Annotated in this window: 20 protein-coding genes; 13 read left to right on the plus strand and 7 right to left on the minus strand. The window is 65.0% G+C overall.

The annotated features are described in order from the left end of the window. Positions 1 to 243: 243 nt before the first annotated feature. The 11 genes from E0L29_RS09070 to E0L29_RS09120 all read left to right on the plus strand — a co-directional run bounded on the left by E0L29_RS09070 (position 244) and on the right by E0L29_RS09120 (position 10,669). Positions 244 to 441, plus strand: coding sequence for a Flp family type IVb pilin (locus E0L29_RS09070; protein ID WP_207387775.1), 198 nt, complete (start codon positions 244 to 246; stop codon positions 439 to 441). Positions 442 to 487: 46 nt separating this feature from the next. Next, the gene (cpaB, locus tag E0L29_RS09075; protein WP_131357989.1) at positions 488 to 1,273 is read left to right on the plus strand and encodes a Flp pilus assembly protein CpaB; all 786 of its coding nucleotides are present in this window, start codon (positions 488 to 490) and stop codon (positions 1,271 to 1,273) included. Between the two features lie 11 nt (positions 1,274 to 1,284). After that, positions 1,285 to 2,733, plus strand: coding sequence for a pilus assembly protein N-terminal domain-containing protein (locus E0L29_RS09080; RefSeq protein WP_131357992.1), 1,449 nt, complete (start codon positions 1,285 to 1,287; stop codon positions 2,731 to 2,733). After that, entirely contained in the window at positions 2,730 to 3,158 is a 429-nt protein-coding gene (locus tag E0L29_RS09085; protein WP_131357995.1) for a TadE family protein, read from the plus strand. The genes E0L29_RS09080 and E0L29_RS09085 overlap by 4 nt, the downstream gene beginning before the upstream one ends. Further along, on the plus strand, positions 3,155 to 4,192 hold the full coding sequence (locus E0L29_RS09090) for a TadG family pilus assembly protein (protein ID WP_131357998.1): 1,038 nt from the start codon (positions 3,155 to 3,157) through the stop codon (positions 4,190 to 4,192). The genes E0L29_RS09085 and E0L29_RS09090 overlap by 4 nt, the downstream gene beginning before the upstream one ends. 7 nt (positions 4,193 to 4,199) lie before the next feature. Continuing rightward, positions 4,200 to 5,348, plus strand: coding sequence for an AAA family ATPase (locus E0L29_RS09095; RefSeq protein WP_131358001.1), 1,149 nt, complete (start codon positions 4,200 to 4,202; stop codon positions 5,346 to 5,348). After that, positions 5,324 to 6,778 (plus strand): CpaF family protein, encoded by a 1,455-nt coding sequence (locus tag E0L29_RS09100; RefSeq protein ID WP_131358003.1) that lies wholly within the window; start codon positions 5,324 to 5,326, stop codon positions 6,776 to 6,778. Before E0L29_RS09095 ends, E0L29_RS09100 begins: the two co-directional genes overlap by 25 nt. 14 nt (positions 6,779 to 6,792) lie before the next feature. Further along, a complete protein-coding gene (locus tag E0L29_RS09105; protein WP_131358006.1) occupies positions 6,793 to 7,761 on the plus strand; it encodes a type II secretion system F family protein in 969 nt (322 codons plus the stop codon). Between the two features lie 19 nt (positions 7,762 to 7,780). Continuing rightward, positions 7,781 to 8,716 (plus strand): type II secretion system F family protein, encoded by a 936-nt coding sequence (locus E0L29_RS09110; protein ID WP_131358009.1) that lies wholly within the window; start codon positions 7,781 to 7,783, stop codon positions 8,714 to 8,716. Between the two features lie 12 nt (positions 8,717 to 8,728). Next, positions 8,729 to 9,424, plus strand: coding sequence for an A24 family peptidase (locus E0L29_RS09115; protein ID WP_131358012.1), 696 nt, complete (start codon positions 8,729 to 8,731; stop codon positions 9,422 to 9,424). Positions 9,425 to 9,526: 102 nt separating this feature from the next. After that, the gene (locus tag E0L29_RS09120; RefSeq protein ID WP_165498872.1) at positions 9,527 to 10,669 is read left to right on the plus strand and encodes a phosphatase PAP2 family protein; all 1,143 of its coding nucleotides are present in this window, start codon (positions 9,527 to 9,529) and stop codon (positions 10,667 to 10,669) included. A 561-nt stretch (positions 10,670 to 11,230) separates the two neighbouring features. Here E0L29_RS09120 and E0L29_RS11750 read toward each other — a convergent pair. From E0L29_RS11750 to E0L29_RS09145, 4 genes are all read right to left on the minus strand, one after another. Continuing rightward, positions 11,231 to 11,524 carry a class I fructose-bisphosphate aldolase gene (locus E0L29_RS11750; protein ID WP_347564600.1) on the minus strand — a complete coding sequence of 98 codons (294 nt, stop codon included), beginning with the start codon at positions 11,522 to 11,524 and terminating at the stop codon, positions 11,231 to 11,233. Positions 11,525 to 11,582: 58 nt separating this feature from the next. Beyond that, positions 11,583 to 11,831, minus strand: coding sequence for a hypothetical protein (locus E0L29_RS11545; RefSeq protein ID WP_165498873.1), 249 nt, complete (start codon positions 11,829 to 11,831; stop codon positions 11,583 to 11,585). 193 nt (positions 11,832 to 12,024) lie between these two features. Beyond that, positions 12,025 to 13,032, minus strand: a complete 1,008-nt coding sequence (locus E0L29_RS09140) for a class I fructose-bisphosphate aldolase (RefSeq protein WP_131358018.1) — start codon at positions 13,030 to 13,032, stop codon at positions 12,025 to 12,027. Positions 13,033 to 13,140: 108 nt separating this feature from the next. Continuing rightward, complete coding sequence (locus E0L29_RS09145) at positions 13,141 to 15,405, minus strand: ATP-binding protein (protein ID WP_131358021.1); 2,265 nt, start codon at positions 15,403 to 15,405, stop codon at positions 13,141 to 13,143. Positions 15,406 to 15,580: 175 nt separating this feature from the next. Between E0L29_RS09145 and dsbD the strand changes: the two genes are divergently transcribed. Then, the gene (dsbD, locus tag E0L29_RS09150; protein WP_131358024.1) at positions 15,581 to 17,392 is read left to right on the plus strand and encodes a protein-disulfide reductase DsbD; all 1,812 of its coding nucleotides are present in this window, start codon (positions 15,581 to 15,583) and stop codon (positions 17,390 to 17,392) included. Between the two features lie 445 nt (positions 17,393 to 17,837). Next, positions 17,838 to 20,126, plus strand: a complete 2,289-nt coding sequence (gene rnr, locus E0L29_RS09155) for a ribonuclease R (protein WP_131358104.1) — start codon at positions 17,838 to 17,840, stop codon at positions 20,124 to 20,126. Positions 20,127 to 20,129: 3 nt separating this feature from the next. Here the strand turns inward: rnr and E0L29_RS09160 are convergent, their stop codons facing one another. The 3 genes from E0L29_RS09160 to E0L29_RS09170 all read right to left on the minus strand — a co-directional run bounded on the left by E0L29_RS09160 (position 20,130) and on the right by E0L29_RS09170 (position 22,721). Then, positions 20,130 to 21,557: a deoxyribodipyrimidine photo-lyase gene (locus E0L29_RS09160; protein WP_131358028.1), complete on the minus strand. Its 1,428-nt coding sequence runs from the start codon at positions 21,555 to 21,557 to the stop codon at positions 20,130 to 20,132. Next, on the minus strand, positions 21,554 to 22,276 hold the full coding sequence (locus E0L29_RS09165) for a type 1 glutamine amidotransferase (RefSeq protein WP_131358030.1): 723 nt from the start codon (positions 22,274 to 22,276) through the stop codon (positions 21,554 to 21,556). Before E0L29_RS09165 ends, E0L29_RS09160 begins: the two co-directional genes overlap by 4 nt. A 133-nt stretch (positions 22,277 to 22,409) precedes the next feature. Beyond that, entirely contained in the window at positions 22,410 to 22,721 is a 312-nt protein-coding gene (locus E0L29_RS09170; RefSeq protein ID WP_207387777.1) for a hypothetical protein, read from the minus strand. Positions 22,722 to 22,776 lie beyond the last annotated feature (55 nt).

Below are 22,776 nucleotides of genomic sequence, written 5' to 3' on the forward strand. Positions count from 1 at the left end.
TGTTGTGTCATTATGGCGCAGCGTGGGGTGCTCGCTGTGGCATGATGACGCAGAGTGCGCAGAATATGGCTTTTGGTGATTCCGGCGTGCTGTCCCCCAGGTGCGCCGGTAACCTTATTGATACAAGCAGGATGCGTGATCGGTCTCCGGTTTGGCACGCCATGTGCATTGTTGATGGTGAGCATTCAATGAAATGCTGAAGTAACCGTCAACAACCATCAACAAAACTCTCTGGAGGAAACCATGTTAAACAACATCGTCGCCATGATCATGGCAAAAGTCATGACCGTCAAGTCGCAGAAAGGCGTGACCATGATCGAGTATGCCTTAATTGCCGCACTGGTTTCAGTCGTTGCAATTACAACAGTTGGTCTTGTTGGAGATAATGTGGAAGCTGTTTTCGATAAAATCAAAACAGAGCTTGCAGCGGCCTTGGCCTAGTCCGAGTAAATGCACTCTGAAGAAAAACACCTTGACTAACAAAGCCGTGAAACAGCCAATCATCGCTGCCGTCGCACTCACCATGGGTGCGACGGCGGCCTTCATCACCGCCCGCTCGTTGCAGACCGATGCGTCCTCCGGACACACGGTCGTCATCGTCGAGCAGCCGATCGAAGCCGGAAAAGCCATTGCCGCCATGCAGGTCAGGGCCGTCGACTGGCCTGGTTCGACCGTGCCGCATGAAGCCAAGAGCCGCACCGCGGACGTGGTGGGCCGGATCGCCCGGGTCTCGATGATTCCCGGCGAGCCGATCCTTCCCGGCAAGCTCGCACCGATCAACGCGACCGGCGGCCTTTCATCCATCATTCCCGAAGGCAAGCGCGCCATTACGGTGAAGGTGAACGAGGTGATCTCGGTCGCGGGCTTCGCCCTGCCGGGCAGCTACGTCGACGTGCTCGTCAGCGGCAAGGACGCCAGCCGCCAGCCGTTCTCGCGGACCGTGCTCTCGCGTGTCAAGGTGCTGGCTGCAGCGCAGGAGACCACCGCCGAACCGGACAAGCCGAAGGTGGTCAGCGCCGTCACGCTCGAGCTCTCTCCGGTCGAGGCCGAAAAGCTCGACCTGGCCCGCAGCATCGGAGACCTGTCGCTCGTGCTCCGCAACGAACTCGATACCGGAGAGGTGAATTCCGCCGGTGTCCGCCTCGGCGACATCGTCTACCCGAACGGGCCGGCAAAGTCCTCTCCTAAGGTTGCCCGTGCCGCGCCGGTGCGCAGGTACTCCGAGCCCGAAGAGATCCGCGGAACCGTCCGCGGCCGCAAGTCAACTCCCTAGCCAACACGGACATGAAAAAGACATTCCTGAAGCGCATGGCCTGGACAACGGGCGCCCTCGTGGCGCTTGCAGGCGCACTCCCCGCAGCCTCGATGGCGGCGGTTTCGACCTACTTCGTGCCCGTGGGGGAGTCGAGGGTCTACAAGCTCGACCGGCCCGCCAGCCGCGTCGCCGTCGGCGACCCTAAGGTGGCCGACTACATCATGATCAACTCCTCGCAGCTCTACCTGTCCGGCAAGTCGGCCGGAGCCACCAACCTCATCATATGGGACAAGAGGGGCGGGTTCTCCTCGACGCCGCTCAAGGTCAGCAACAATACCGCTACGCTCGAGGACCTCTTCTCGGCCGTGCTGCCGAACGAGACCGACATCCAGATCTTCTCCGGAGGCCCGGCGCTGGTCCTGACCGGTTCGGTCGCCAACACGCTCGTTGCCGACACGGCCTGCAGGCTCGCCACCGGGTACTATGGGGGTTCGGTTCCCGTGCTGAGTCCCGAGGCCACGCTCCTCGCCAGCAGCGTCGCCGCCACCGGCACGGCGATACCGTCCAGCATATCCAATTCAGGAAGCAGCGCTTCGGGCTCGACCGGTCCCATGAGCATGACCACCAACCCGGCCGGCATGAAGGCCGATTCCAAAGGTCCGCGCCTCATCAACCTGCTCAAGATCCGTGATCCGCAGCAGGTCCGCCTTGAGGTACGCATCGCCGAGGTCTCCAAGTCCTACATCGAATCCCTCGGAGTCGGCTGGACCCAGGGGCTCGGCAACGTGCAGGGCAGCCTCATGACCGGCTTCGTCAGCAACGCCACGCTCGATCTCCTGTTCCAGGCCCACCGGTCTCCGGGCAACAGCCTGTCGGCCGATGCCGAGCGCAAGGAGCGGGCGATCAAGATCCTGGCGGAGCCGACGATGGTTTCCATGAGCGGACAGGAGGGGTACTTCCTCGTCGGCGGCAAGGTCTATACGCCGACCATCACCGGCAACGGTTCAGTGGATTATGTCGAGCGCACCTACGGCGTTGGCCTGCGCTTCACGCCGACCGTGCTCAACGAAGGCCGTATCGCGCTGAGGGTCGCGCCGGAGGTCTCCGAGCCGCTGCAGGAGGCGATCACCGCCGGGACGATGACGTCGCTGCCGGCCTTCAAGACCAGCTACGCCTCGACCACCGTACAGATGCAGGAGGGCGAGAACCTGGTCATCGGCGGACTGCTGCGCGACAACCTCAACGAGGTTATCCGAGCCGTGCCGCTGCTTGCCGACATCCCGATCCTCGGCGAGCTCTTCAAGCACAAGGAGATGACGAAGGAGACGACCGAACTCATGGTCATCGTGCGCCCGACCCTCGTGAAGACCGGAAATAAGGAGATGCCCGAACTGCCGACGGAGCGCTTCAGGACGCCGACGCCGAACGAGTTCTTCCTGGAAGGCAAGCTGCAGGGCTCGACGGGGAGGACGAAATGAACACCCGCACCGGACATGACGCGCCCGCGCGTGCAGAGCGGAGTGGCCGCAGCCAGAAAGGCGCGGTGCTCGTGGAGTTCGCCTTCGTCCTGCCGGTGTTCCTGCTCCTGCTCTTCGGCATGATCACCTTCTCCGTCGCGCTCTACAACAAGACGGTGCTGACCATGGCTACGCGTGAAGGAGCCCGCACCGGGATCCGCTACGTGGCGGACCGGACCGACGCCACCATCATGAGCAGCGCCAATGCAGCCGCCTCGGCTCTCTGCAGCCAGAACCTGATATCATTCGGTGGTTCGATCTCACCCTCCATCACTTCTACGGTATCGGGGGATATACTGACCGTGGCCGCCAGCGGCACCTACACAGGCCTCTACATATTCGGTGATATGCCCATGTCGGCACAGACAACCATGAGGATCGAATGACCATGAAGCATCCACACCACAGAGGCAGGCGGATCCGCCGGCAGAAGGGCGGCGCGGCGATCATGTTCGCCATCATGCTCCCGGTTCTCATCGGTCTCACCGCACTGGCGGTCGACCTGGCGCGCATCCATCTCACGAAGGTCGAGCTGCAGAACGCGGCCGACGCAGCATCGATGGCCGGAGCCCGCTCGCTTTCTGATGCGGGCGGTACACCCTACAACTGGTCCGCCGCTTCGGCAAAAGCGCTCGAGGTCGCCCGGCGCAACGTCGCCAACGGCGAGCTCATCCAGGCCGCCCTGATTGAAACGGGCTACTGGAACATCCCGAATCCATCGCTGGGCATCCACGCTACGGCCATACCGGGCGACGTGCCGGCGGTCAGGGCCACCATCACGATTTCCTCGTCCGAGAACAGTGGCCCGCTGGGGCTCTCGTTCGCGCCGATCTTCGGCATTGACGACACCGATGTCCGGGCAAGCGCTATTGCCGTCATCGCTCCGCCGGCCGGCGGAACCGGGCTGTTTCCGTTCGTCATCGGCACCGCGATGCTGGACCATTTCTGGAATAAAAACGATGGCACACCCGTCCTGGATGAACATGGCGATGCCCCGACCATACATCTCGGTTCCATCTACACCTTCGACGGTACCAAAGAGCTCTCCGGACAGTGGACCACGTTCCAGTCTTCCCAAAAGAACCCTGACGTTCCGTTCATGCGCGATCTCATCGAGAACGGCAACTCTACCAGGCTCGGCATCGATGACCTCACCTATCTGCAGCCGGGAGCCAAGGCCACGCTCTACAGAGAGGTTCCTGTCGGCACGGATGTGGCCATGTTCATCGTGGACGATGTCGATACCAACGACTTCGAGCCCATCAAGGGTATCGTAGCGTTTCATATCGACGGGTACAGCCAGGGCGGCAAATACATCTCCGGCCATTTCATCGACATGGCCATGTTCCCCAATCTTGATCCCGGCAACGGCAACGGCGTGGATTACGGCGCCTACACGCCTCCCATCCTGGTCCAGTGAGCAAGCCATGAAGATTGTCGTCTACAGCCCGGAGCCCTGCAGGGCTCCCGTGATCTCGCCCGAAGCGGGCCAGCACCGGCTGACGAGCCTTGAGGGCGACGTCGGCGCGATGGTCCGCCAGCTCTCCGTCCAGCAGCCGGATCTCGTGATCCTTTCCGGCTTCAACGCGGCAGGATCCAGGTACGTCGAGGAGGTCGAGAAACTCTGCCTCGCGCTGCCGAAGGCCGCCGTCGTTTCGGTGCACCCGCATACGGAGCCCGAGCTGCTGCTCTCGCTCATGCGCGCCGGAGTGCGCGAGGTGGTCGCAGACACCGGCGACGAGACCATCCGCCAGCTCATCATGCGCACGCAGCAGCGAACCAACGGAGCCGCTCCGAAAAAGAACGGAAGGGTGCTCGCGTTCGTTTCCGCAAAGGGCGGCGACGGCAGCTCCTCCCTGGCAGCGAACATGGCCTTCGCGCTCTCCCGGATTCCCGGCAAGAGGGTGCTCGCCGTCGACGTTTCGCTGCCTTTCGGCGATCTCGACATGTACCTCACCGGAGAAGAGCACGAACAGGACCTGGCGGACATCTCCGCCGAGTGCGAACGGCTCGACCGCTCGCTCCTCGACAGCATGGTTCAGCATGTTTCGCCTTCGCTCGACCTCATCGCCTCGCCAGCCAGATTCGACAAGATCGTCGAAATCGAGCCCGAGCGGGTGAGCGAACTGACCGGCGTTGCCGCCGGGTGCTACGACTATGTTCTGCTCGACCTCGGCTCCTGCCTCGATCCCGTCGGGATCTGGGTGCTCGAGCATGTCGACGAGCTTGCGGTCGTCATGACGCCTTCGCTGCCTTCGCTGCGGAGGGCGGGCCAGCTGCTCAACCTTTCCGGAGAGTTCGAAAAGCCCGTTTCGCGCATCGACGTCATCCTGAACCGGGCTGACGCGAGCAGCCGCATCCAGGCGTCCGAAATGGAGAAGATCGTCGGCCGTCCGGTCGACCGCCGCATCCCCTCCGACGCCGCATCCCTCGAGGAGGCCCTCCTCGTCGGCCGGCCGCTCGTCGAATCGGCACCCGCTTCCAAGCTTTCCAGAACCATCGTCGACTGGGCCGCAGGCCTGGCCGGTAGCGAACAACCCAAGGAATCGCTATGGCAACGCTTAAAGATCAGATAGGGCGCTGGAGCCTCTCCCAGCGACGCAGGGTGGTCCCCGGAGCCGCTCCCGAAACGGCTGCCCGTGAACTGCCCCGTCCGGAATCGAACGGCAACGGAACCAGCGGGAACGGCCGTCAGCCGGCACCCGAGCCGGCGGTGAAGCCGAAGTCCGGCCCCAGTGTCGATTACTACGTGATGAAGAAGAAGCTGCACCAGCAGCTGCTGACGCGCATCGACCTGGCCTCGATCGAGACCATGAGCCCTGACCAGCTGCGCCGCGAGCTCGAGACCCAGCTGCAGGCGCTCATCGCAGAGGCTCCCGTTCCTCTCAACGAACAGGAGCGCACGCGCCTCGTCACCGACCTCAAGAACGAGATCATGGGGCTCGGGCCCCTGGAACCGTTGCTTGCCGATCCGGCGATCTCGGAGATCATGGTCAACGGCTCCGGCAACGTCTACGTCGAGAGGAACGGGCGCATCGAGCACTCCGACGTCCGCTTCAACGACGACCAGCACCTTCTCAAGATCATCGACAAGATCGTCTCGAGGGTGGGCCGGCGCATCGACGAGTTCAGCCCGATGGCCGACGCGCGCCTTCCCGACGGTTCGCGCGTCAACGCAATCATCCCGCCATTGGCGCTCGACGGTCCGTCGCTGACGATCCGGCGCTTCGCGGTGGTTCCGCTGCAGATGCCGGACCTGATCGAAAAGAACACGCTGACGGCCCCGATGGCCGAGCTGCTCGCGGCGCTCGTCCGGGTCAAGTGCAACATTCTCATCTCCGGCGGCACCGGCACCGGCAAGACCACCCTGCTCAATATCCTTTCCGGGTTCATCCCGCACGACGAGCGCATCGTCACGATCGAGGACACGGCCGAGCTGCAGCTGCAGCAGGAGCATGTGATCCGGCTCGAGACCCGCCCTCCGAACATCGAGCACAAGGGGGAGGTCACCATGCGCGCGCTCGTGAAGAACTCGCTCCGCATGCGGCCCGACCGCATCGTGCTCGGCGAGGTGCGCAGCGCCGAGGTCATCGACATGCTGCAGGCCATGAACACCGGCCACGACGGTTCGCTCTCGACCATCCACGCCAACAGTTCCCGCGACGCCCTGGGGCGGCTTGAGAACCTCGTCGGCATGGCCGGCATCAGCCTGCCCTCGAAGGCCCTGCGCGAGCTCATCTCCTCCTCGATCCACTTCATCGTGCAGATCTCCAGGATGAGCGACGGCACGCGCAAGGTCACCAGCATCCAGGAGCTGAGCGGCATGGAGGGCGAGGTCATCACCATGCAGGAGATCTTCAGCTACAAACGAACAGGAACCGCTCCGGACGGCACGGTGCTGGGCTCGTTCCGCGCCAACGGCATCCCGCCGAAATCCATCGACAAGATCAAGGCCTACGGCATTACGCTCGGCGAGGGGATGTTCGATCCGGACATCAACGACTAACGGGAGGTGCGACCATGACCATGCTGCTCTATTCCTTTGCGGTGTTCCTCCTCGTGGTCTCCGCGGTCTTCCTCGGCTACGGGATATGGATCCGGTTCTTCGATCCCGATGCCCGCGCCCGGAAGGAGCGCCTGCGCACCGTCCGAAGCGCCGTCGAGGCGGGCGCCCAGTCGTCCGAGACCAGGAAGAAGGTCCGCCAGGACAGCCCGGTCGAAATCTGGCTCAGCCAGAACGCCCCGGCGTTCCGCTGGCTCGAGCGCCTGGTCCGCCACGCCGACAGCCCGCTGAAGGCAGGACAGGTGGCCGCGCTGATCCCTGTGCTCTTCGGTACGGTGCTCTTCATCGGTTCGCTTCGCTACGCCGGGACGCTCCCGCTTCTCGGCCTCTCCGCCGGTGTGGCTTCCCTGCCGATCTTCTGGCTTATGTGGCTTGCGGCCAAGCGACGCAAGGCGTTCGACGACAAGCTTCCCGAAGCGCTCGACCACATCACGCGCGCGCTTCGCGCCGGGCACAGCCTCACCTCGTCGATCGGCATGGTCGGCAAGGAGTATCCCGACCCGATAGGAGGGGAGTTCAGGGTCGTCTTCGACGAGATCGGCTTCGGCATCCCCTTCAGGGACGCCATCGGCGAGCTCGGCGAGCGGGTTCCCTCCGCCGACCTGAAGTTCTTCGTCGCTTCGCTCATCATCCAGCACGAGACCGGAGGCAACCTCACCGAGCTGCTCGACGGGCTCTCGAAGACCATCCGCAAGCGCATCAAGCTGCGCGGCAAGATCCGCACGCTCGCTTCAGAAGGGAGGGCCTCCGGCTGGGTGCTCGGCAGCATGCCCTTCGTGATCACGGCCGTACTCTCGCTCGTGAACCGCGACTACATCTCAACGCTCTGGACCACACCAGAGGGCGTCAACCTGATCTACATCAGCGGAGCGCTCATGATTTTCGGGTTCTTCGTCATGAAGCGGATCGTCAATATCAAGGTGTAACCAATAAGCTGCGAGCATCATGAACACCACCATAGAGATCCTGGCCATCGTGCTCAGCGGCGTCGCCGCCGCCTCCGTCGTCCCCGTCGTGCAGGGGTTCGCTTCGGAGATGGCCGTCAAGAAGCGCCTCCTGCGCGTCGGCCGCAACGGGGGGGAGAGTGCCGCCTCCCTCGAAGCCAGGAAGGTCGGCCTGCAGCGTGTCTCGAAGGTCGTCAACATCCTCTCGAAGCTCTCGCTCCCGGAAGAGGGGTGGCAGGACTCCGGCCTGCAGCTGAAGTTCCTGCAGGCGGGGATCCGCGACAGGAACGCGCCGGGCTACTACTTCGCCGTCAAGACCGTCCTTACCTTCGTCTTTCCGGCCATGCTGGCGCTCTTCCTCCACCTCACCCGTCCGGAGATGCCCTTCATGCAGGCCACGATGTACGTGCTGCTCTCGGCGGCAGCGGGGTACTATATTCCGGAGCTTATCCTGCGTTTCATGACCGCGCGGCGGATCGGGCGCATGCGCGACTGCCTGCCGGACATGATCGACCTCATGCTCATCTGCACCGAGTCGGGCATGGGCATCGATTCGGCCATTGCGCGCATCTCGCGCGACATGGCCCGCAGCTGCCCGGAGCTCGCCGAGGAGTTCTATCTGTCGACCATGGAGATGCGCGCCGGAGCGAGCCGCATCGAATCGCTGCGCAATCTCGCGCTGCGTGCGAAACTCGAGGAACTCGACGACCTGGTCTCCATGTTCGTGCAGGCCGACCGGTTCGGCACGAGCCTGGCCGAGGCGCTGAGGGTGCATGCCGACATGATGCGCACGAAGCGCAGCCAGCGCGCCGAGGAGATCGCCGCCAAGATCCCCGTCAAGCTGACGCTGCCGCTCGGGCTTTTCATCTTCCCGACGCTCATCATCGTGCTCCTGGGGCCCGCGATCATCCGCGTGATGGAAACCTTCTCCAAATAAATCCCTGCAGCGATGGATCTCCCGATGCCCGGTTTTTCTCCTGCGGCCTGGGCCTGGTGGCTCGGCGGCGCGATGGCGGGCTTATGGCTCGTCCCTCTCGGACGCATCATCCCTGAAAAGGTGCTGCGGCTCGCCTCGGCGCCCCCCGACGAGTGGCAGGGACCCGGCGGCGGACTCGGCCGCCCCGTACCGCCTCTGCGGCTCGTCTGGGTGCCGCTCCTTTCCGCTCTTCTCTGGGCCTTGTCGGGAAGCGGCGCCGCTCCCGGGGCCATCGCCTCGGCCGCTCTTTCCAGCGCGCTCCTGCTTTTGGCCATCATCGACTGGGACACCACCATGCTGCCGGACTGGGTGGTGCTGCCGCTCGGCCTGGCGGGCCTCCTTGCGAGCCATCTCGGCCTTACGGGGCAGGGCGTGGTTTCCGCCGCAGTGTCGGCCGTGCTCGTGCTGGCGCTGCTCGGCGGCTCCTCCGCCCTGTTCCGCCTCGTGCGGGGGACTGCCGGGGTCGGCGGCGGGGACCTGAAGCTCCTGGCGGCGCTTGGCGCCTGGTGGGGGATCGGCGGGGTGCTCCACGTGCTGCTCTGGGCGAGCCTCGGCACCGTCGTATGGTACTTCGTGTGGCGGCGCTTCATGGGCCTTCGGGAGGAGGCGGAGTGGCCGTTTGGTCCCGCCATCGCCATCGCGGCGCTCGTCTGGGCGTTTGCGGGGTAGGGGGGACTGCGCGGCTTCGGGTTCCCCTTCTGGCATGGCCATAAGGCAAAAAAGCCATACTTTGCAGCTATGGACCCCCATGGCTCGCATCATACGACCCGGGTGAACCCTGCGTCATCCCGCTTCCCGCGCGCCGCGCCGGCTTTCACGCGCGACGTCGAGTTCGCCAGGCCCGGAGGCGTGCGCTCCGGAAGGGATTTCACTGCCGCCACCCTCGCCCTGCTGCTTTCGGCCCTCGTCCATGTCGCCGCCGTCTATGGTATTGCTGAAGCCAACCACGACACCTCTACCCTCAGCTTCGGCAGGTACGCTTCTGTGGCCCTGTACCTCTACGCCATCGCCCTGTCGGCGTTCGTGGTGTTCTACCCGCTCTACGTCATGGGTTTCGTCCGGCCGAAACGGCTGGTGTCCTACCTGGCGGAGGGGTACCGCCACCATCTTTTCTCCAAAGAGCGTCTGCTCTTTTCCTATCCGGTGCTGGCCATCATCCCTCTCGACAAGTCCGTCTACAGTTCGTACAAGCACATGATCCCGGATGTGGTCCCGTTCCGGCTGGACGGCGCGCTCCATCTTCTCGACAGGGCTCTTTTCCTGGGCCATGACCCCTGGCAGGCGTTCTGGGCCGTGATCGGCCGGGAACCGCTCATCCGGGCACTGGATTTCCTTTATCATCCGGTATGGCTTTCGCTGCTCGCCATCACCCTGCTCTTCCACGCGCTGGGCCGCCATCCTCTGCAGTCGAGGCTGCGCTTCTTCCTCGCCTACATCTTCGTATGGACCTTTCTCGGCAATGCGCTCGCCACACTTCTCTCCTCGGCCGGCCCCTGTTACTTCGTCGAAGTCACCGGCCAGCCCGGCCCTTATGCGGACCTCATGGGCCGCCTGCAGTCGTTTGCCGAAAGCGGCGGGGCACTGAGTGCCCTGCGGATCCAGGAGCGGCTGTGGGGCGGGTACAGCGGGGGCGTCCTGGAATACGGCGGAGGCATATCGGCCATGCCGAGCATCCATATCGCCACCTCGCTCCTCTTCGCACTCGGTATGCGCAGGTCGTATCCGCTGATGGAAAAGCTGCTCTACGCCTATACCGCACTCATCTGGATCGGCTCCGTATGCCTCGCCTGGCACTATGCCGCCGACGGGATCGTCTCGGTCGTATGCGTCATGCTCATCTGGGTGGTGGCGGGGAGGCTGGCCGAGAGGATACTCCCCCGTGAGTCCGGTGCTGCTCCCGAGGGGACTCAGTAGCCCATGTGGGCATGCCGCTGGACGTGGATGTAGTATTCGGGGAGCCTGCTCCCCTCTACGTTTCCAGTCGCCGGCTTGCGGCAGCCGATCGGACGACGGCCCTCTGTCCGGCGGAGTGTTTCGGGTATTCTTTCTTGCGGATCGTCCAGTTATTCGCTTTTCTTGCATAGATAAACGACTAAATGTCGATTATGTGTGCAAATCTCGACTACGGCCCTTGAGCGGAAGCTCAGGTGGTACGGTGCCGTTCTCCTGACCCATGGTGTCCTGCTCTCGATCCTTGTCGCTTTAGTACAAGCCCTTGGTCGACGAGTGGGCTTTATACGATAACTCTGGGGCTGGCCCGTTATTAATTGATGAAGGAGTGAGAAGCTGAATCAGCAAAACACAGATACCGGCAACGAGCCGAGAAAACGCGATCCCGACATGATCGGAGCTGAAGCGGCCATGAAGCGTGCCGCGGCAAAAGCCCGTTAAAGGGCGTGGCGGGCAGGAAGCGGGGTCGTCGTGTGGAAGGACGGCGCCGTCGTCATTGAATACCCCGAACCCCCGGCCGACCGGTCATGATTCCCCGTACTGCCCATTCCGTGCCATGAGGCACCCTTTCGCCCGGTCGAGGAGCGCCCGCTGCGCCGCCTCTCGGTTCCTTCCCTCACCCTTCCATATCTCCATCGCCAGCTGCTGGATGGCGCGCCACCGCTCGTTGATCGCGCTGAGCCGGGCCGCCGCCAGTTCCGGGGGCGTTCCAGAGGCTTCCAGGCAACAGAATGCCCGGGTAGACCAGCATCCGCCAATCTGTCGCCTTGCTCTGGACTTCTTTTTATCTATTCGATGTCGTATTTCGGGTTGCGGCAAGGATAGCGAGGAAGAAATCGGCTGTTTTTGTCCGTTCCGACTTTCGCGGCATAGGCGGCTACGACCATGTCGGGCGGGCGCTCCGATCCCTTGTCAGGCAGGGACGGCTTATCCGTTCGGGATACGGCGTGTATGCCAAAGCGAAAAAATCGGCGATAAGCGGCGAGACGGTCCCCTCGGCTTCCTTGCCGACCCTCGCAAGGGAGGCTCTCGGGTGGATCGGCTTGGCCTGTGCGCCTTCCCGCCTTGAGCGGGCATACAATGCCGGCGAGACGACCCTGGTCCCGACCGGCCGCCTGATCGGCATCAAGGGGCGGTGCAGTCGAAAACCGGGGTTTCGAGGGGCCTACGTCAGTTATGAGCGGGCCACCTGGCAAGACCGAATTCGAGAGAGGCCGCCCTGCTTGCGAGAATCGCACCGTCTTTCATCGAGAAGGACTGGTTCGTAACGCAGGTGGTGGCGGCATCGGCTCTAAGGCTGTTCCCGGCTGCCGGCCTCTTCAGCCGGCATACTCGCCCCTGCGGGCCATGAAGCAGTCGCAGGCGGCCTGCATGAGGGCGTGCTGCGCCGCATCCCTGTTTTCCTCCTCTCCCTTCCATGCTTCCATCGCCGGCTGCTGGATGGCGCGGGCGAACGAAAACGAGAGCGCCCAGGGTGCGGTGGCACGCCACCGCTCGTTGATCGCGCTGAGCCGGGCCGCCGCCAGTTCCGGGGGCTGGCCTCCGGAGAGGAACGCGACGACCGGCACGGCCGCCGGCACCGTGCGCATGAGGCAGCGGACGGTGGCGTCCGCCTCCTCCGCGATGGTCTGCTGTTTCGGGCAGTCGAGGGCAGGAAGCACCATCGAGGTCTTCAGCACCGTTCCCTCGAGCAGCACCCGCTGGCCTGCGAGCTGACGGTACAGCTCCCTCAGCACCCGCTCGCCGACCTCCAGGCACCGCTCCATGGTGTGGGTGCCCTCAAGCAGCATTTCGGGTTCGACGACGGGCACCATGCCGGCCTCCTGCGAGAGTGCGGCGAAGCGGGCGAGGGCGTGCGCGTTCGATTCGATGCAGCCGGAGGATGGGATCCCTTCCCCGATGGTTATCACCGCACGCCACTTCGTGAAGCGCGCGCCCATCGAGCGGTACTCCCCGAGCCGGTCGCGGAGCCCGTCGAGCCCGTCGGTGATCTTCTCTCCGGGGTGCAGGGCGAGGTCGTGCGCGCGCAGGTCGACCTTGATGCCGGGGATGATGCCGGCCTCGGTGAGAACGTCGACGATCCTCCGGCCGTCTCCCGTGTGCTGGCGGATGGTTTCGTCGAAGAGGATGGCGCCGGCTATGTGTTCTGCGAGATCCGGCGTCGTGGCGATGAGCTCGCGCCACTGGCGGCGTTTCTCCTCGGTTTCCGGGATGGCGAGCTTGCGGAAACGGCGGTTGCAGGTCGGTATGCTTTCGTCCATCGCCAGTATTCCGCGGTCTGCCGAGGCGAGCGCCAGGGCGGTTTCCTGCAGGGTGTTCTTTTCCATCTCCTCTCTCCGTTCAGTGGTTGCGGGTGCTCTGCGGAGGGGGAGGCCGCCTGTAGAATTCCAATACCGGCGGCCATCAAAAAGTTGCAGCAGGGGGTGGGGCTTCTCTCAGGGCTTCTTCAGCGCCGCCCTGAGCGCTTCGGCGAGTGCGGCGAACTTGACCGGTTTCTTCAGGAGCCTGGTGATGCCGTACTCGCTTATGGGGCGGGCGTGTCCGATCTCCTTTCCGTATCCGGTCATCAGGACGACCGGCAGCGAGGGACGGATTTCGTGGAGTCTGGCGGCGAGCTCGATTCCCGTCATGGCGGGCATGGAGAGGTCGGTGAGCAGGAGGTCGAACTCCCCGGGGTTCGGCTGGAACACCCGGACGGCTTCCTCAGGAGAGGAGAGGGCCGTTGCGCGGTAGCCGAGCCTGTCGAGCATGATCTCCATCATCCTGAGGCTTGCCGGCTCGTCGTCGACGTAGAGGATGGCGGCATCCCCTTTCTCGGTCGCCTTCCCGGGAGGTGCCGGAGCGGCCGACCGGCCATCGACGAGCGGCAGGAAGATGCGGAAGAGGGTGCCTTCGCCGGGGCGGCTTTCCACCTGTATCTCCCCGTCGAGTGCCGCGATGATGCCGTGGACGACCGACAGGCCGAGCCCGGTTCCGCGGTTGACGGGCTTGGTGGTGAAGAACGGCTCGAAGATGCGTTCGAGCGTCGTTTCATCCATGCCGGTTCCCGTGTCGGCGATGGAGAGCTCCGCCGAGGCGCCCGTCGGGACCTTGCCGGGAGAGCCGGAATGCTCCGCCTCCCTGAGACCGATGGTGAGTGTGCCGCCCGTCTCCTCCATGGCGTGGAAGGCATTGGTGCAGAGGTTCAGGATCACCTGGTGGAGTTTCGTGGTGTCTGCCATGACGCTGCGGCATGCGGGATCGATCTCCAGCCGGACGGAGACCGCCTCCGGGATCGAGGGGCGCAGGAGCCGGAGGGCCTCCTGGACGACCTCCTGAATGCTCACCGGTGACGACGGGCCTCCTTCCGTGCGGCTGAATGTGAGGATTTGGGATACGAGGTCCTTTGCCCGTTCGGCGGCCTTCCTGATCTCGGAGAAGTAGCCGGCCAGCCTCCGCGGGGCATTCTCCTCGGTTTCACCCATTTCGGCGTAGCCGAGGATCGGCGTGAGCAGGTTGTTGAAGTCGTGGGCGATGCCGCCGGCCATCGTGCCGATGGCCTCCAGCCGCTGCGCCTTTACGAGGCGCTGCTCCAGCTCCTGCCTGGCGTTCTCTTCGCGTCTGCGCTCGGTGATGTCGTTGATGATGGAGTAGAGCATCTCCCGGCCCTGGATGCTGATCGGGGCGCTGAAGACCTCGACCTCCCTGACCGATCCGTCGGCGAGGCGGTGGCGGAAATTGAAGTAGGTCCGTTTGAGGCTGCTGGCCAGCTGCATTTCCGCCAGGATCTCCTCCCTGCTCAGCGTGTTGATGTCGCTGATCAGCATCATGCAAAGCTCCCGGCGGCTCCAGCCGTAGAAGTCGACGGCGGCCGGATTGGCGTCGACGATCCGGCCGTCCTCCGGTGAGATGATGAGCATGGCTGCGCGCCGGTTCTCGAAGAGGCTCCTGTACCGTGCCTCGCTCTGGCGCAGCTCCTCTCCTGCCTCTCGTGCTGCAGTGCGCGTCCGGAGCATGGTGATGCCGTAGGCCAGGTTGTCTGCCAGCGACATGAGCAGCGCCGTCTCTTGGGCATTGAAGGCGAAGGGACGCTCCGAATAGATCGTCAGGGCCCCGAACGTCCCGCCGTCCGATTTCAGCGGAAGGCCCTGCGCCGAAGAGTACCCGCGCCTCTCCGCTTCCCGGCGCCACGGCCTGAAGCGCGGATCGCCCTGCATGTCGTTGGTCGTGCACACCTCCGCCGTGCGGATCGCCACTCCCGTCGGGCCCCGGCCCCGTTCGACGTCGGCCCACGAGACGTCGAGCGTGTCGAGGTAGCCCGCCTCGAAGCCGGCTTCGGCAACGGGTTCGACGCTTTTCTCCGGGTCGTCCCGGCGGTAGCCCACCCATGCCATCCGGTATCCGCCCGTCTCAACGACGATCCGGCAGATCTCCCGGAGCAGTTCGGCTTCGTCCTCGGCGTGGAGCAGCGCATGGTTGCAGCTGCTGATCGCCCTCAGCGCACGGTTGAGCCGTCTCAGCTCATCCCCGGTTTTATTCTCCGTGGTGACGTCCTCGCCCGTCGGGTTCGGGAGGCTGTCGCTATGTCGCTCCTGGCTGTCGCTCCTGGCTGTCGCTCCTGGCTGTCGCTCCTGGCTGTCGCTCCTGGCTGTCGCTCCTGGCTGTCGCTCATGATCCGATCGATTCTTGTGATGCTTCGGGATGCGGGCGTCCCGGAGCATCCATCTTATGAAATGTAAGGCTTTTTCCGTCCGGACGGTCGTTTCCGGCCCTTCTCCTCCTGTGCACTCCTGAAGATTTGCCGGTGACGGGCCGGTGCGCTATACTTGGGGAACGACACTGCTGCTCCCCGCTCGCCGGGGAGCCTCCACGAATGCCCGACATGACTGCCATTCCATGATGAACCCTTCGAAGAGGGCCTCCGGCCCGCGGCTTGCGGCCCTGCTGCTCTCCCTTCTCCTGCTTCTCCCGTTCGGCGGCCCGCTCCGGGCCGGTGAGGCGGAGGAGCCCTTCCGGCTCACGGCCGAGCTGCTGGCGGAGGGCACGCTCAGCCTCCGCTGGGATATCGCCCCCGGCCACAAGCTCTACCGGGACCAGATCCGCCTGGAGCTCGAATCGGGCGAGGCTGTGCCCGGCGCTCCCGTGCTGCCGGAGGGCGAGCCGGTCGTCGACCCGCTCACCGGAGAGCGCTCCGTCGCCTACCACGATTCGCTCGACTGCAGGGTGGCGGTGACGGGTGCAAAAGGCCCATACGTCCTTCGCGTCTGGCACCAGGGGTGCGCCGACGGCGGCGTCTGCTTTCCGCCCGAGTCGAGCCTCCTCCGGGTCGATCCCGCGCGGCCCGGTCCGGTTGCGGTCGAGCGCGTACCCGTGACGTTCGGGGTCGTGCCGGTCTCTCCCGCCGCGGTCGATGAACCTGTGGCGGCGGAAGGCGACAGCACGTCGGCCGTCGCCCGCACCCTCGCCGAGGGGTCCCTCTGGAAGGTCGCCGGGGCGTTCCTCATCTTCGGCCTCCTGCTCTCCCTGACCCCCTGCATCCTGCCGATGCTGCCGATCCTCTCCTCCATCATCGCCGGCGAGGAGCGTCCCACCCGCCTGCGCGGGTTCCTGCTCGCGTTCGTCTACAGCGCCGGGATGGCGGTGGTCTATACGGCGGTCGGCGTCGCCGCGGGCCTTGCCGGCGAGGGGCTCTCCGGGTTCCTGCAGCAGCCGCCGGTGCTGATCGGCTTCTCGCTGCTGCTCGTCCTGCTCTCGCTCTCCATGTTCGACCTCTACCAGCTCCAGATTCCCGCCTCCCTCCAGGCGCGGCTCAACGCCGCCTCCGGCCGCATGCGGGGCGGGCGCTTTCCCGGCGTTTTCGTGATGGGCGCGATCTCGGCGCTCGTCGTCGGTCCCTGCGTCGCCGCGCCGCTGGCCGGCACGCTCGTCTACATCAGCCGGACCGGGGACGTGGTGCAGGGCGGGCTGGCGCTCTTCTCGATGGCCATGGGCATGAGCGTGCCGCTCCTCCTGCTCGGCCTCTCGGCCGGATTCCTGCTGCCGAAGGCTGGCGGGTGGATGCAGGAGGTCAAGCACCTCTTCGGCGCGCTGCTCGTCGCCGTGGCGATCTACATGGCCTCTCCCGTGCTTCCCCCTGCCCTCGTGCTCGTGGCCTGGGGGGCGCTCTTCGTGCTCTCGGCGTGGCTTCTCGGCCTCTTCCGGCGCGACCCGGCCCCGAGGGCGGCGGGCTCTCTCGTCCGCAGGGCGCTCGCTTTCGCTTCGCTGCTCCTGGCCTGCTCGCTTTTCGTCGGGGCAGCCACCGGCGCCCGCAGCCCGCTCGACCCTTTCGCCGGACTGCGCGGGGGAGAGGACCGTGGAGGCCTTGCGTTCAGGGAGGTACGAAGCGAAGCGGAGCTCGACAGCCTGCTCCGGGCGGCCGGCCGGCCCGCGATGCTCGACGTCACGGCCGACTGGTGCGTCTCCTGCCGCCGGCTCGAGGCGGTCACCTTCCGCGACCCCCGGGTGCTCCGGGCGACGGAGGGTATGCTGCTGCTCCGGCTCGACGTGAGCGCGAACGGGGAGGAGGAGCGCAGGCTCATGAAGCGCTTCGGGGTGTTCGGCCCGCCGGCGCTGATCTTCTTCGATGAAGGGGGGGAGGAGAGGACGGAGCTGCGCACGGTCGGTTTCGTCGGTCCGGACGAGCTGCTCGGGCGGCTGCAAAGGCCCTGAAAAGCAAAAAAGCCCCGGAGATGGTCCAAGGGCCCTTCTGCCGGCCGGGAAGAGCCCAGCCTATAGAGTAAATGGTACGGGAAATTCCCTTTTTCCGCAAGAACTTTTTCAATGATTGTTAACTTTTTTTTGCCTTCTGCGCTCCCGCCGGCCGTCGGCGGCAGGGGCGGGTGCGTAGCGGTTTGCTGATTTTATGCTGAAGTGTGGTGTAATAGTATTAAATTAGCGGACATTGAAAAACTATATAACGAATTACGACGTGGCAAGACAGCGAAGCAGCAGGAAACGGAAAGCAAAAGCACCAGCACCAGCATCGGCACCGGCGGCAGCACCAGCAACAGCACAGCCTGCACAGCAGCCCGCGGCAGAGAGCCGGAAGGCCGAGGGCGGCAGGAAACGCAGAAGGCCTTCATCGTCGCGCAACGGCAACGGAGGGGCTCCCAGGGTGAAGCCCAACGACCATCTCCTCATCAACGAATTCCTCTTCAGCCGGGGTGAGAGCACCCTCTCGGCCGAGATCGTCAGCTTCCTTTCCGAGCACGAGGGGCAGCGCTACCGTTCGGTGGAGCTCGCCAAGGCGATGGGATACGGCGAGTCCCGCCAGCTTCCCGGGTTCTGGTACGTGCTGCACAAGATGCAGGACGAGGGCGTCCTCGACAAGGACTCCAACCGCTGCTACGGCATGCCGGGCCCCGACGCCTCCTACGAGGACCATCTCCAGCACCAGAAGCCCTTCCCGGTTCCCGACAGGGAGCAGTACAAGGTCGACCACAGCTACACCGGCGTCATCACCACCCACCCGAACGGGTACGGGTTCGTGAAGGTCGACGGGTTCGACGACGACGTCTTCATCAAGGCCGACGTGCTCAATTCCGCCATCCACGGCGACGAGGTCGAGCTCACCGTCACCAAGGTCCCCAAGACCTACAGCACCCGCTCCACTCCGCACCAGCGCTGCGAGGGCGCCATCACCCGAATCATCCAGCGCAAGGTCTCCGTCATCGTCGGCACGCTCGTGCGCGGCAACCGCCGCTTCACCCTCAAGGCCGACGAGCGCAAGCTCCTGCCGGAGATCGTCGTGGCCATCAAGAACTCCAAGAAGGCCAAGGACGGCCAGAAGGTCATGGTCGGCGAGCTCGACTTCTCGAAAGAGGGCGTGATCCAGGCCAAGGTTCTCGAGATCCTCGGCATGGCCGGCGACTCGGGCGTCGAGGTCAGCGCCATCGCCCGCAGCAAGGGCATCGACGAGACCTTCGACCAGGAGATCGTCAAGGCCGCATCCTCGATGAAGATGGGCGTGACCGACAAGGACCTCAAGGAGCGTCTCGACGTCCGCGACAAGGTGCTCTTCACCATCGACCCGGTCGACGCCAAGGACTTCGACGACGCGCTCTCGGTCGAGAAGCTCGAGGGCGGGCTCTGGAAGATCGGCGTGCACATCGCCGACGTCTCGCACTACGTGACCGAGGATTCTCCGCTCGACAAGGAGGCCCTCAAGCGCGCCACCTCCGTCTATCTCGTCGACCGCGTCATCCCGATGCTGCCTTCGCGCCTCTCCGAGGACATCTGCAGCCTCAACCCCGGCGTCGACCGCATGGCCTTCTCCGTCTTCTTCACGATGACTGCTGAGGGCAAGGTGAAGTCGCACGAGTTCCACAAGACCGTCATCCACAGCAAGCGCCGCTTCACCTACGAGGACGTCCAGGAGATCCTCAACGCCGGGAAGGGCGACTACCTCGAGGAGCTCCAGCTGCTCGAAAAGATCAGCGTGCTGCTTCGCGAGGATCGCTTCCGCCACGGCGGACTCGACTTCGAGACCGAGGAGGTCCGCTTCAAGCTCGGCAAGAAGGGCGAGCCGCTCGAGGTGATGAAGAAGGAGCGGCTCGGCAGCCACCGCCTCATCGAGGAGTTCATGCTCCTGGCCAACCGCAAGGTGGCCGAGTACCTGACCAAGACCTTCAAGGAGGGCAAGAAAGTCCCCCAGCCGGTGATCTACCGCGTCCACGACTCGCCCCAGGAGGAGCGGGTGATTGTGCTCGCCAACTTCGTCAAGAAGATCGGCTACGAGCTCAAGCTCAACAAGGGCAAGGAGGGGCCGATCGTCACGGCCAAGGCGCTGCGCGAGCTGCTCCAGAAGGTGCACGGCACCAACGTCGAGTTCCTCGTCAACGAGCTGGTGCTCCGCTGCATGTCGAAGGCCATCTACACCGGAGAGAACGACGGCCACTACGGCCTCGGATTCGACCACTACACCCACTTCACCTCGCCGATCCGCCGCTACCCCGACCTCCTCGTGCACCGCATGCTCTTCGAGTACGAGGCGTTCCGCAAGAAGCGGCGCAGGATGCCCGAGGCGCGCATCAACGAGCTGAAAGGGAAGCTGGAGGCGGTATGCCGCATCTCCAACGAGCGCGAGAAGGTGGCCGTCGAGGCCGAGCGCGAGTCGATCAAGCTGAAGCAGGTGGAGTACATGCAGAGCCATACCGGCAAGGTCTATCCCGGTGTCATCACCGGAGCCACCGAGTACGGCATCTACGTGAGGATGGTGGACTTCGCCATCGAGGGCCTGGTGCACATGCGCAACCTCAACGACGACTACTACGAGTTCGACGAGAAGTCCTACTCGCTGGTCGGCAAGCGCCGCAAGAAGCGCCTCCAGATCGGCCAGAAGGTCAAGGTGAAGGTGCACGAGGTCGACATGCAGCGCCGCACCATCGACCTCATGCTCGGCTGAGCCCTACCCCTGCCGCCCGATGTAGCGCCGGACGTCGAACTTCCTTCGGCATCCGGCCTCGTTCATGTATCGTATCTTCCCGTAGACCGGCCGCTCGAACCACGGCCGGTCGTGCAGGCCACCCACCGCCCACGCCACCCCCACGTACCCGTTCGGATCCCGCCCGTCGAGCGCGTAACGGTCGTTCAGCCACAAGGCCGTCTCGAACGCCTCACGGGGAGAGGGGCTCCACTCCAGGATCTTCTTCGCCCAGTACATCCGCATGTAGCCGTGGATCGTTCCCGTACGGACGAGCTCCCGCTGTGCGGCGTTCCAGAGCTCGTCGTGCGTCGAGGCCTGCTCGAACTCCTCCCTGCCATACAGCGCCTCACGCGGGTCCGCGTCGTGCTCCGCGAGGCTCTGCCGCGCCCACTGGGCCAGCCCCTCGAAGGAGTCGTAGAGCGGGTTACGGGCGCAGTAGTTCTCCGAGAGCTCGCGGCGTACGACGAGCTCCTCGAGGAAGGAGGCTTTGGAGGCCTCGAAGGCTTCGGCTTGTGCGGTTCCGTCGCCGAAGAGCGAGAGCTCCCCGCCGCCCGAAGGATCTTCCGGACCCCGACTGTTCAATACCTCCGGACTTCGGCTGTTCATTACCCCAAGTGCGACCTCCCCTGCCCAGATGTGGCCGAAGTGCAGGTAGGGGGAGAGCCCCGAGGCGGCCCCTGCATTCGGGTCGTTCTTCCGCTCGGCGTACGAGGGGAGCCCCTCGCGGATGAAGCGCCGGAGGCGCTCCCCGGCCGCCGCCTCGCCGGGCTCCATGCCCGGCACCGGGCCGACCGAACGGTCGATTGTGAGGCGGCTCCGCACCGCTTCCCAGTCCGTCGGTTCCGGAACCGTTCCGTTCTCCACCGGCTCTACGGGCGGCAGCGGGCGGAGGAACTCCCCGAGCAGGCGGTTGACCTTGGGGCGGAAGGTGCGCGCCGCCCACTCCTGCTTCGGGGACGCCAGGAGGCACGGCACGATGTTGTGGGCGTCGACTTCGAGGAAGGGAATAGCGACCGCGTCCCGTACAGACTCCTTCCATCGGCGGCTGATGCGGAGCGGTGAGTAGTCGGTGACGAGCAGGCCCGCGCCGGACGACAGGACGAAGCGCACGATCTCGGCGGGGGGATCTCCTTCGAGCAGCACGAAGCCGATACCGAGCCGGCCGAGCCGCTCTTCCGTCTCCTCGAGGCCCCGGAGCATGAAGTCGTAGTGGCGCAGCGTCGCGCCGATGAAGGTGGGGGAGAGCGTGAAGGCGACGAGCAGCCGTTCCCCGGCCGCCACGGCCCGTTCGCGTGCCAGGAGGAGGGCGCGGTTCTGCTCCACGCGCTGGTCGCGCGACATCCAGTAGAGGATCGGTCCCGCTGAGGCCTCTCCACCCCTCAGCTCCGTGATGCAGCGAGGGTCGATCATGGCTCTGTGGGGAATCCCGCGATGTCGAGGAAGTTGGAGAGGAGCCCGATGCCGGTCCGGCGGTACTCTTCCTGGAACGCGTCGAACTCCCGGAGCACCCGATCCCGGCCCATGGCCCTGAGATCCGGGTCGATACCGGTCCAGCTCTCGAGCATCCCGCGCGTGAGCTCGAAATGGCACTGCAGGCCCCAGGCCCGCTCGCCGACGCGGATCGCCTGCTGCGGGCAGCCGTCTGCGGTACCGACCTGCAGGGTGCCGGGGGCGGGCTCCACGGTCTCGCCGTGGAGCTGGAACACCCGGAACCGCTCCCCGAGCCCCCGGAAGAGCGGGTCCGTTTTCCCCTCCTTCGTCAGCTCCATTTCGAAGGGGCTTCCTTCCTCGTCGAAGAACCCGGTCTCCTTCCGTGGGCAGGCGACGACCCTGCCTCCGGCCGCATGCACGAGCGCCTGCATGCCGAGGCAGATGCCGAGGTAGGGGACGGCGGCTTCGAGGGCGCGGCCGATCTGGCGGAGCTCCTCCCGCATGGCGGGGGTGGGGTCGTTCACGCTCTGGGGTCCGCCGAGCACCACGAGGGCGCGGTAGCGGGTCGGGTCGGGGACGGGGTCGCCCTGCGACAGGTCGGCGAGGTCGGCCTCGATCCGGCGCTCCGTGAGCAGCTGCTCGAGGAGCCCCGGGCCTTCGTGGGTTGCGTTCTTCAGGATGAGCAGCTTCTCCTGCATGGGGATGGCCGGTTCGGTTGGGGGGATGGCGCACGAAAGCCCCGCGTGGACGGGGCTTCGTGCCGTGTCTGTATGGGTTGCAACGCCGGCCGGGCCGGAAGCGTTCCGGCTTATGCCTCCCTCCGGGTCCTCTTCAGGACTTTGCGGGGTTGAACGGGTTGGCGCCCGGTGCGCTCTTCGGGGCCGCGGCCGAGGGGGCGGCTGCCGGAGCTGCGGGTTTCGGGGCGGCGGACTTGCCGAAGTTGCCGAGGGCGTCGGAAACGCCTTTGAGGACGTCCATGCCGGTGTTGATGGTTGCGGTCAGCGCCGTTCCGCAGAGGGTGACGCCGGACTCGGCGACGGAGAGGACGGAGGCCGCGCCGTCGACCACGCCGTCGGCCACGTTCTGGACGGGAACGCCCACTGCCTGGAAGAGGTCGGAGAATACACCGTTGCTGTTTGCCATGTCGGTAGGGTTTGTTGGATTGATGAAAGTCGTTGCGTAACATCCCCTAATTCGC

It is taken from the genome of Chlorobium sp. N1, from assembly GCF_004332115.1.
Classification (GTDB): Bacteria; Bacteroidota; Chlorobiia; order Chlorobiales; family Chlorobiaceae; genus Chlorobium.

Excerpts from the sequence above, each read along its gene's own strand:
- E0L29_RS09090 (WP_131357998.1), top strand. The coding sequence starts at position 3,155 with ATGACCATGAAGCATCCACACCACAGAGGCAGGCGGATCCGCCGGCAG.
- E0L29_RS09170 (WP_207387777.1), bottom strand. The coding sequence starts at position 22,721 with ATGGCAAACAGCAACGGTGTATTCTCCGACCTCTTCCAGGCAGTGGGC.
- E0L29_RS09095 (WP_131358001.1), top strand. The coding sequence starts at position 4,200 with ATGAAGATTGTCGTCTACAGCCCGGAGCCCTGCAGGGCTCCCGTGATC.
- E0L29_RS09160 (WP_131358028.1), bottom strand. The coding sequence starts at position 21,557 with ATGATCGACCCTCGCTGCATCACGGAGCTGAGGGGTGGAGAGGCCTCA.
- E0L29_RS09145 (WP_131358021.1), bottom strand. The coding sequence starts at position 15,405 with ATGCTCCGGGACGCCCGCATCCCGAAGCATCACAAGAATCGATCGGAT.
- E0L29_RS09070 (WP_207387775.1), top strand. The coding sequence starts at position 244 with ATGTTAAACAACATCGTCGCCATGATCATGGCAAAAGTCATGACCGTC.
- E0L29_RS09080 (WP_131357992.1), top strand. The coding sequence starts at position 1,285 with ATGAAAAAGACATTCCTGAAGCGCATGGCCTGGACAACGGGCGCCCTC.
- E0L29_RS09115 (WP_131358012.1), top strand. The coding sequence starts at position 8,729 with ATGGATCTCCCGATGCCCGGTTTTTCTCCTGCGGCCTGGGCCTGGTGG.
- E0L29_RS11545 (WP_165498873.1), bottom strand. The coding sequence starts at position 11,831 with ATGCCGATCAGGCGGCCGGTCGGGACCAGGGTCGTCTCGCCGGCATTG.
- E0L29_RS09105 (WP_131358006.1), top strand. The coding sequence starts at position 6,793 with ATGACCATGCTGCTCTATTCCTTTGCGGTGTTCCTCCTCGTGGTCTCC.
- E0L29_RS09100 (WP_131358003.1), top strand. The coding sequence starts at position 5,324 with ATGGCAACGCTTAAAGATCAGATAGGGCGCTGGAGCCTCTCCCAGCGA.
- E0L29_RS09165 (WP_131358030.1), bottom strand. The coding sequence starts at position 22,276 with ATGCAGGAGAAGCTGCTCATCCTGAAGAACGCAACCCACGAAGGCCCG.
- dsbD (WP_131358024.1), top strand. The coding sequence starts at position 15,581 with ATGATGAACCCTTCGAAGAGGGCCTCCGGCCCGCGGCTTGCGGCCCTG.
- E0L29_RS09140 (WP_131358018.1), bottom strand. The coding sequence starts at position 13,032 with ATGGAAAAGAACACCCTGCAGGAAACCGCCCTGGCGCTCGCCTCGGCA.
- E0L29_RS09085 (WP_131357995.1), top strand. The coding sequence starts at position 2,730 with ATGAACACCCGCACCGGACATGACGCGCCCGCGCGTGCAGAGCGGAGT.
- E0L29_RS09110 (WP_131358009.1), top strand. The coding sequence starts at position 7,781 with ATGAACACCACCATAGAGATCCTGGCCATCGTGCTCAGCGGCGTCGCC.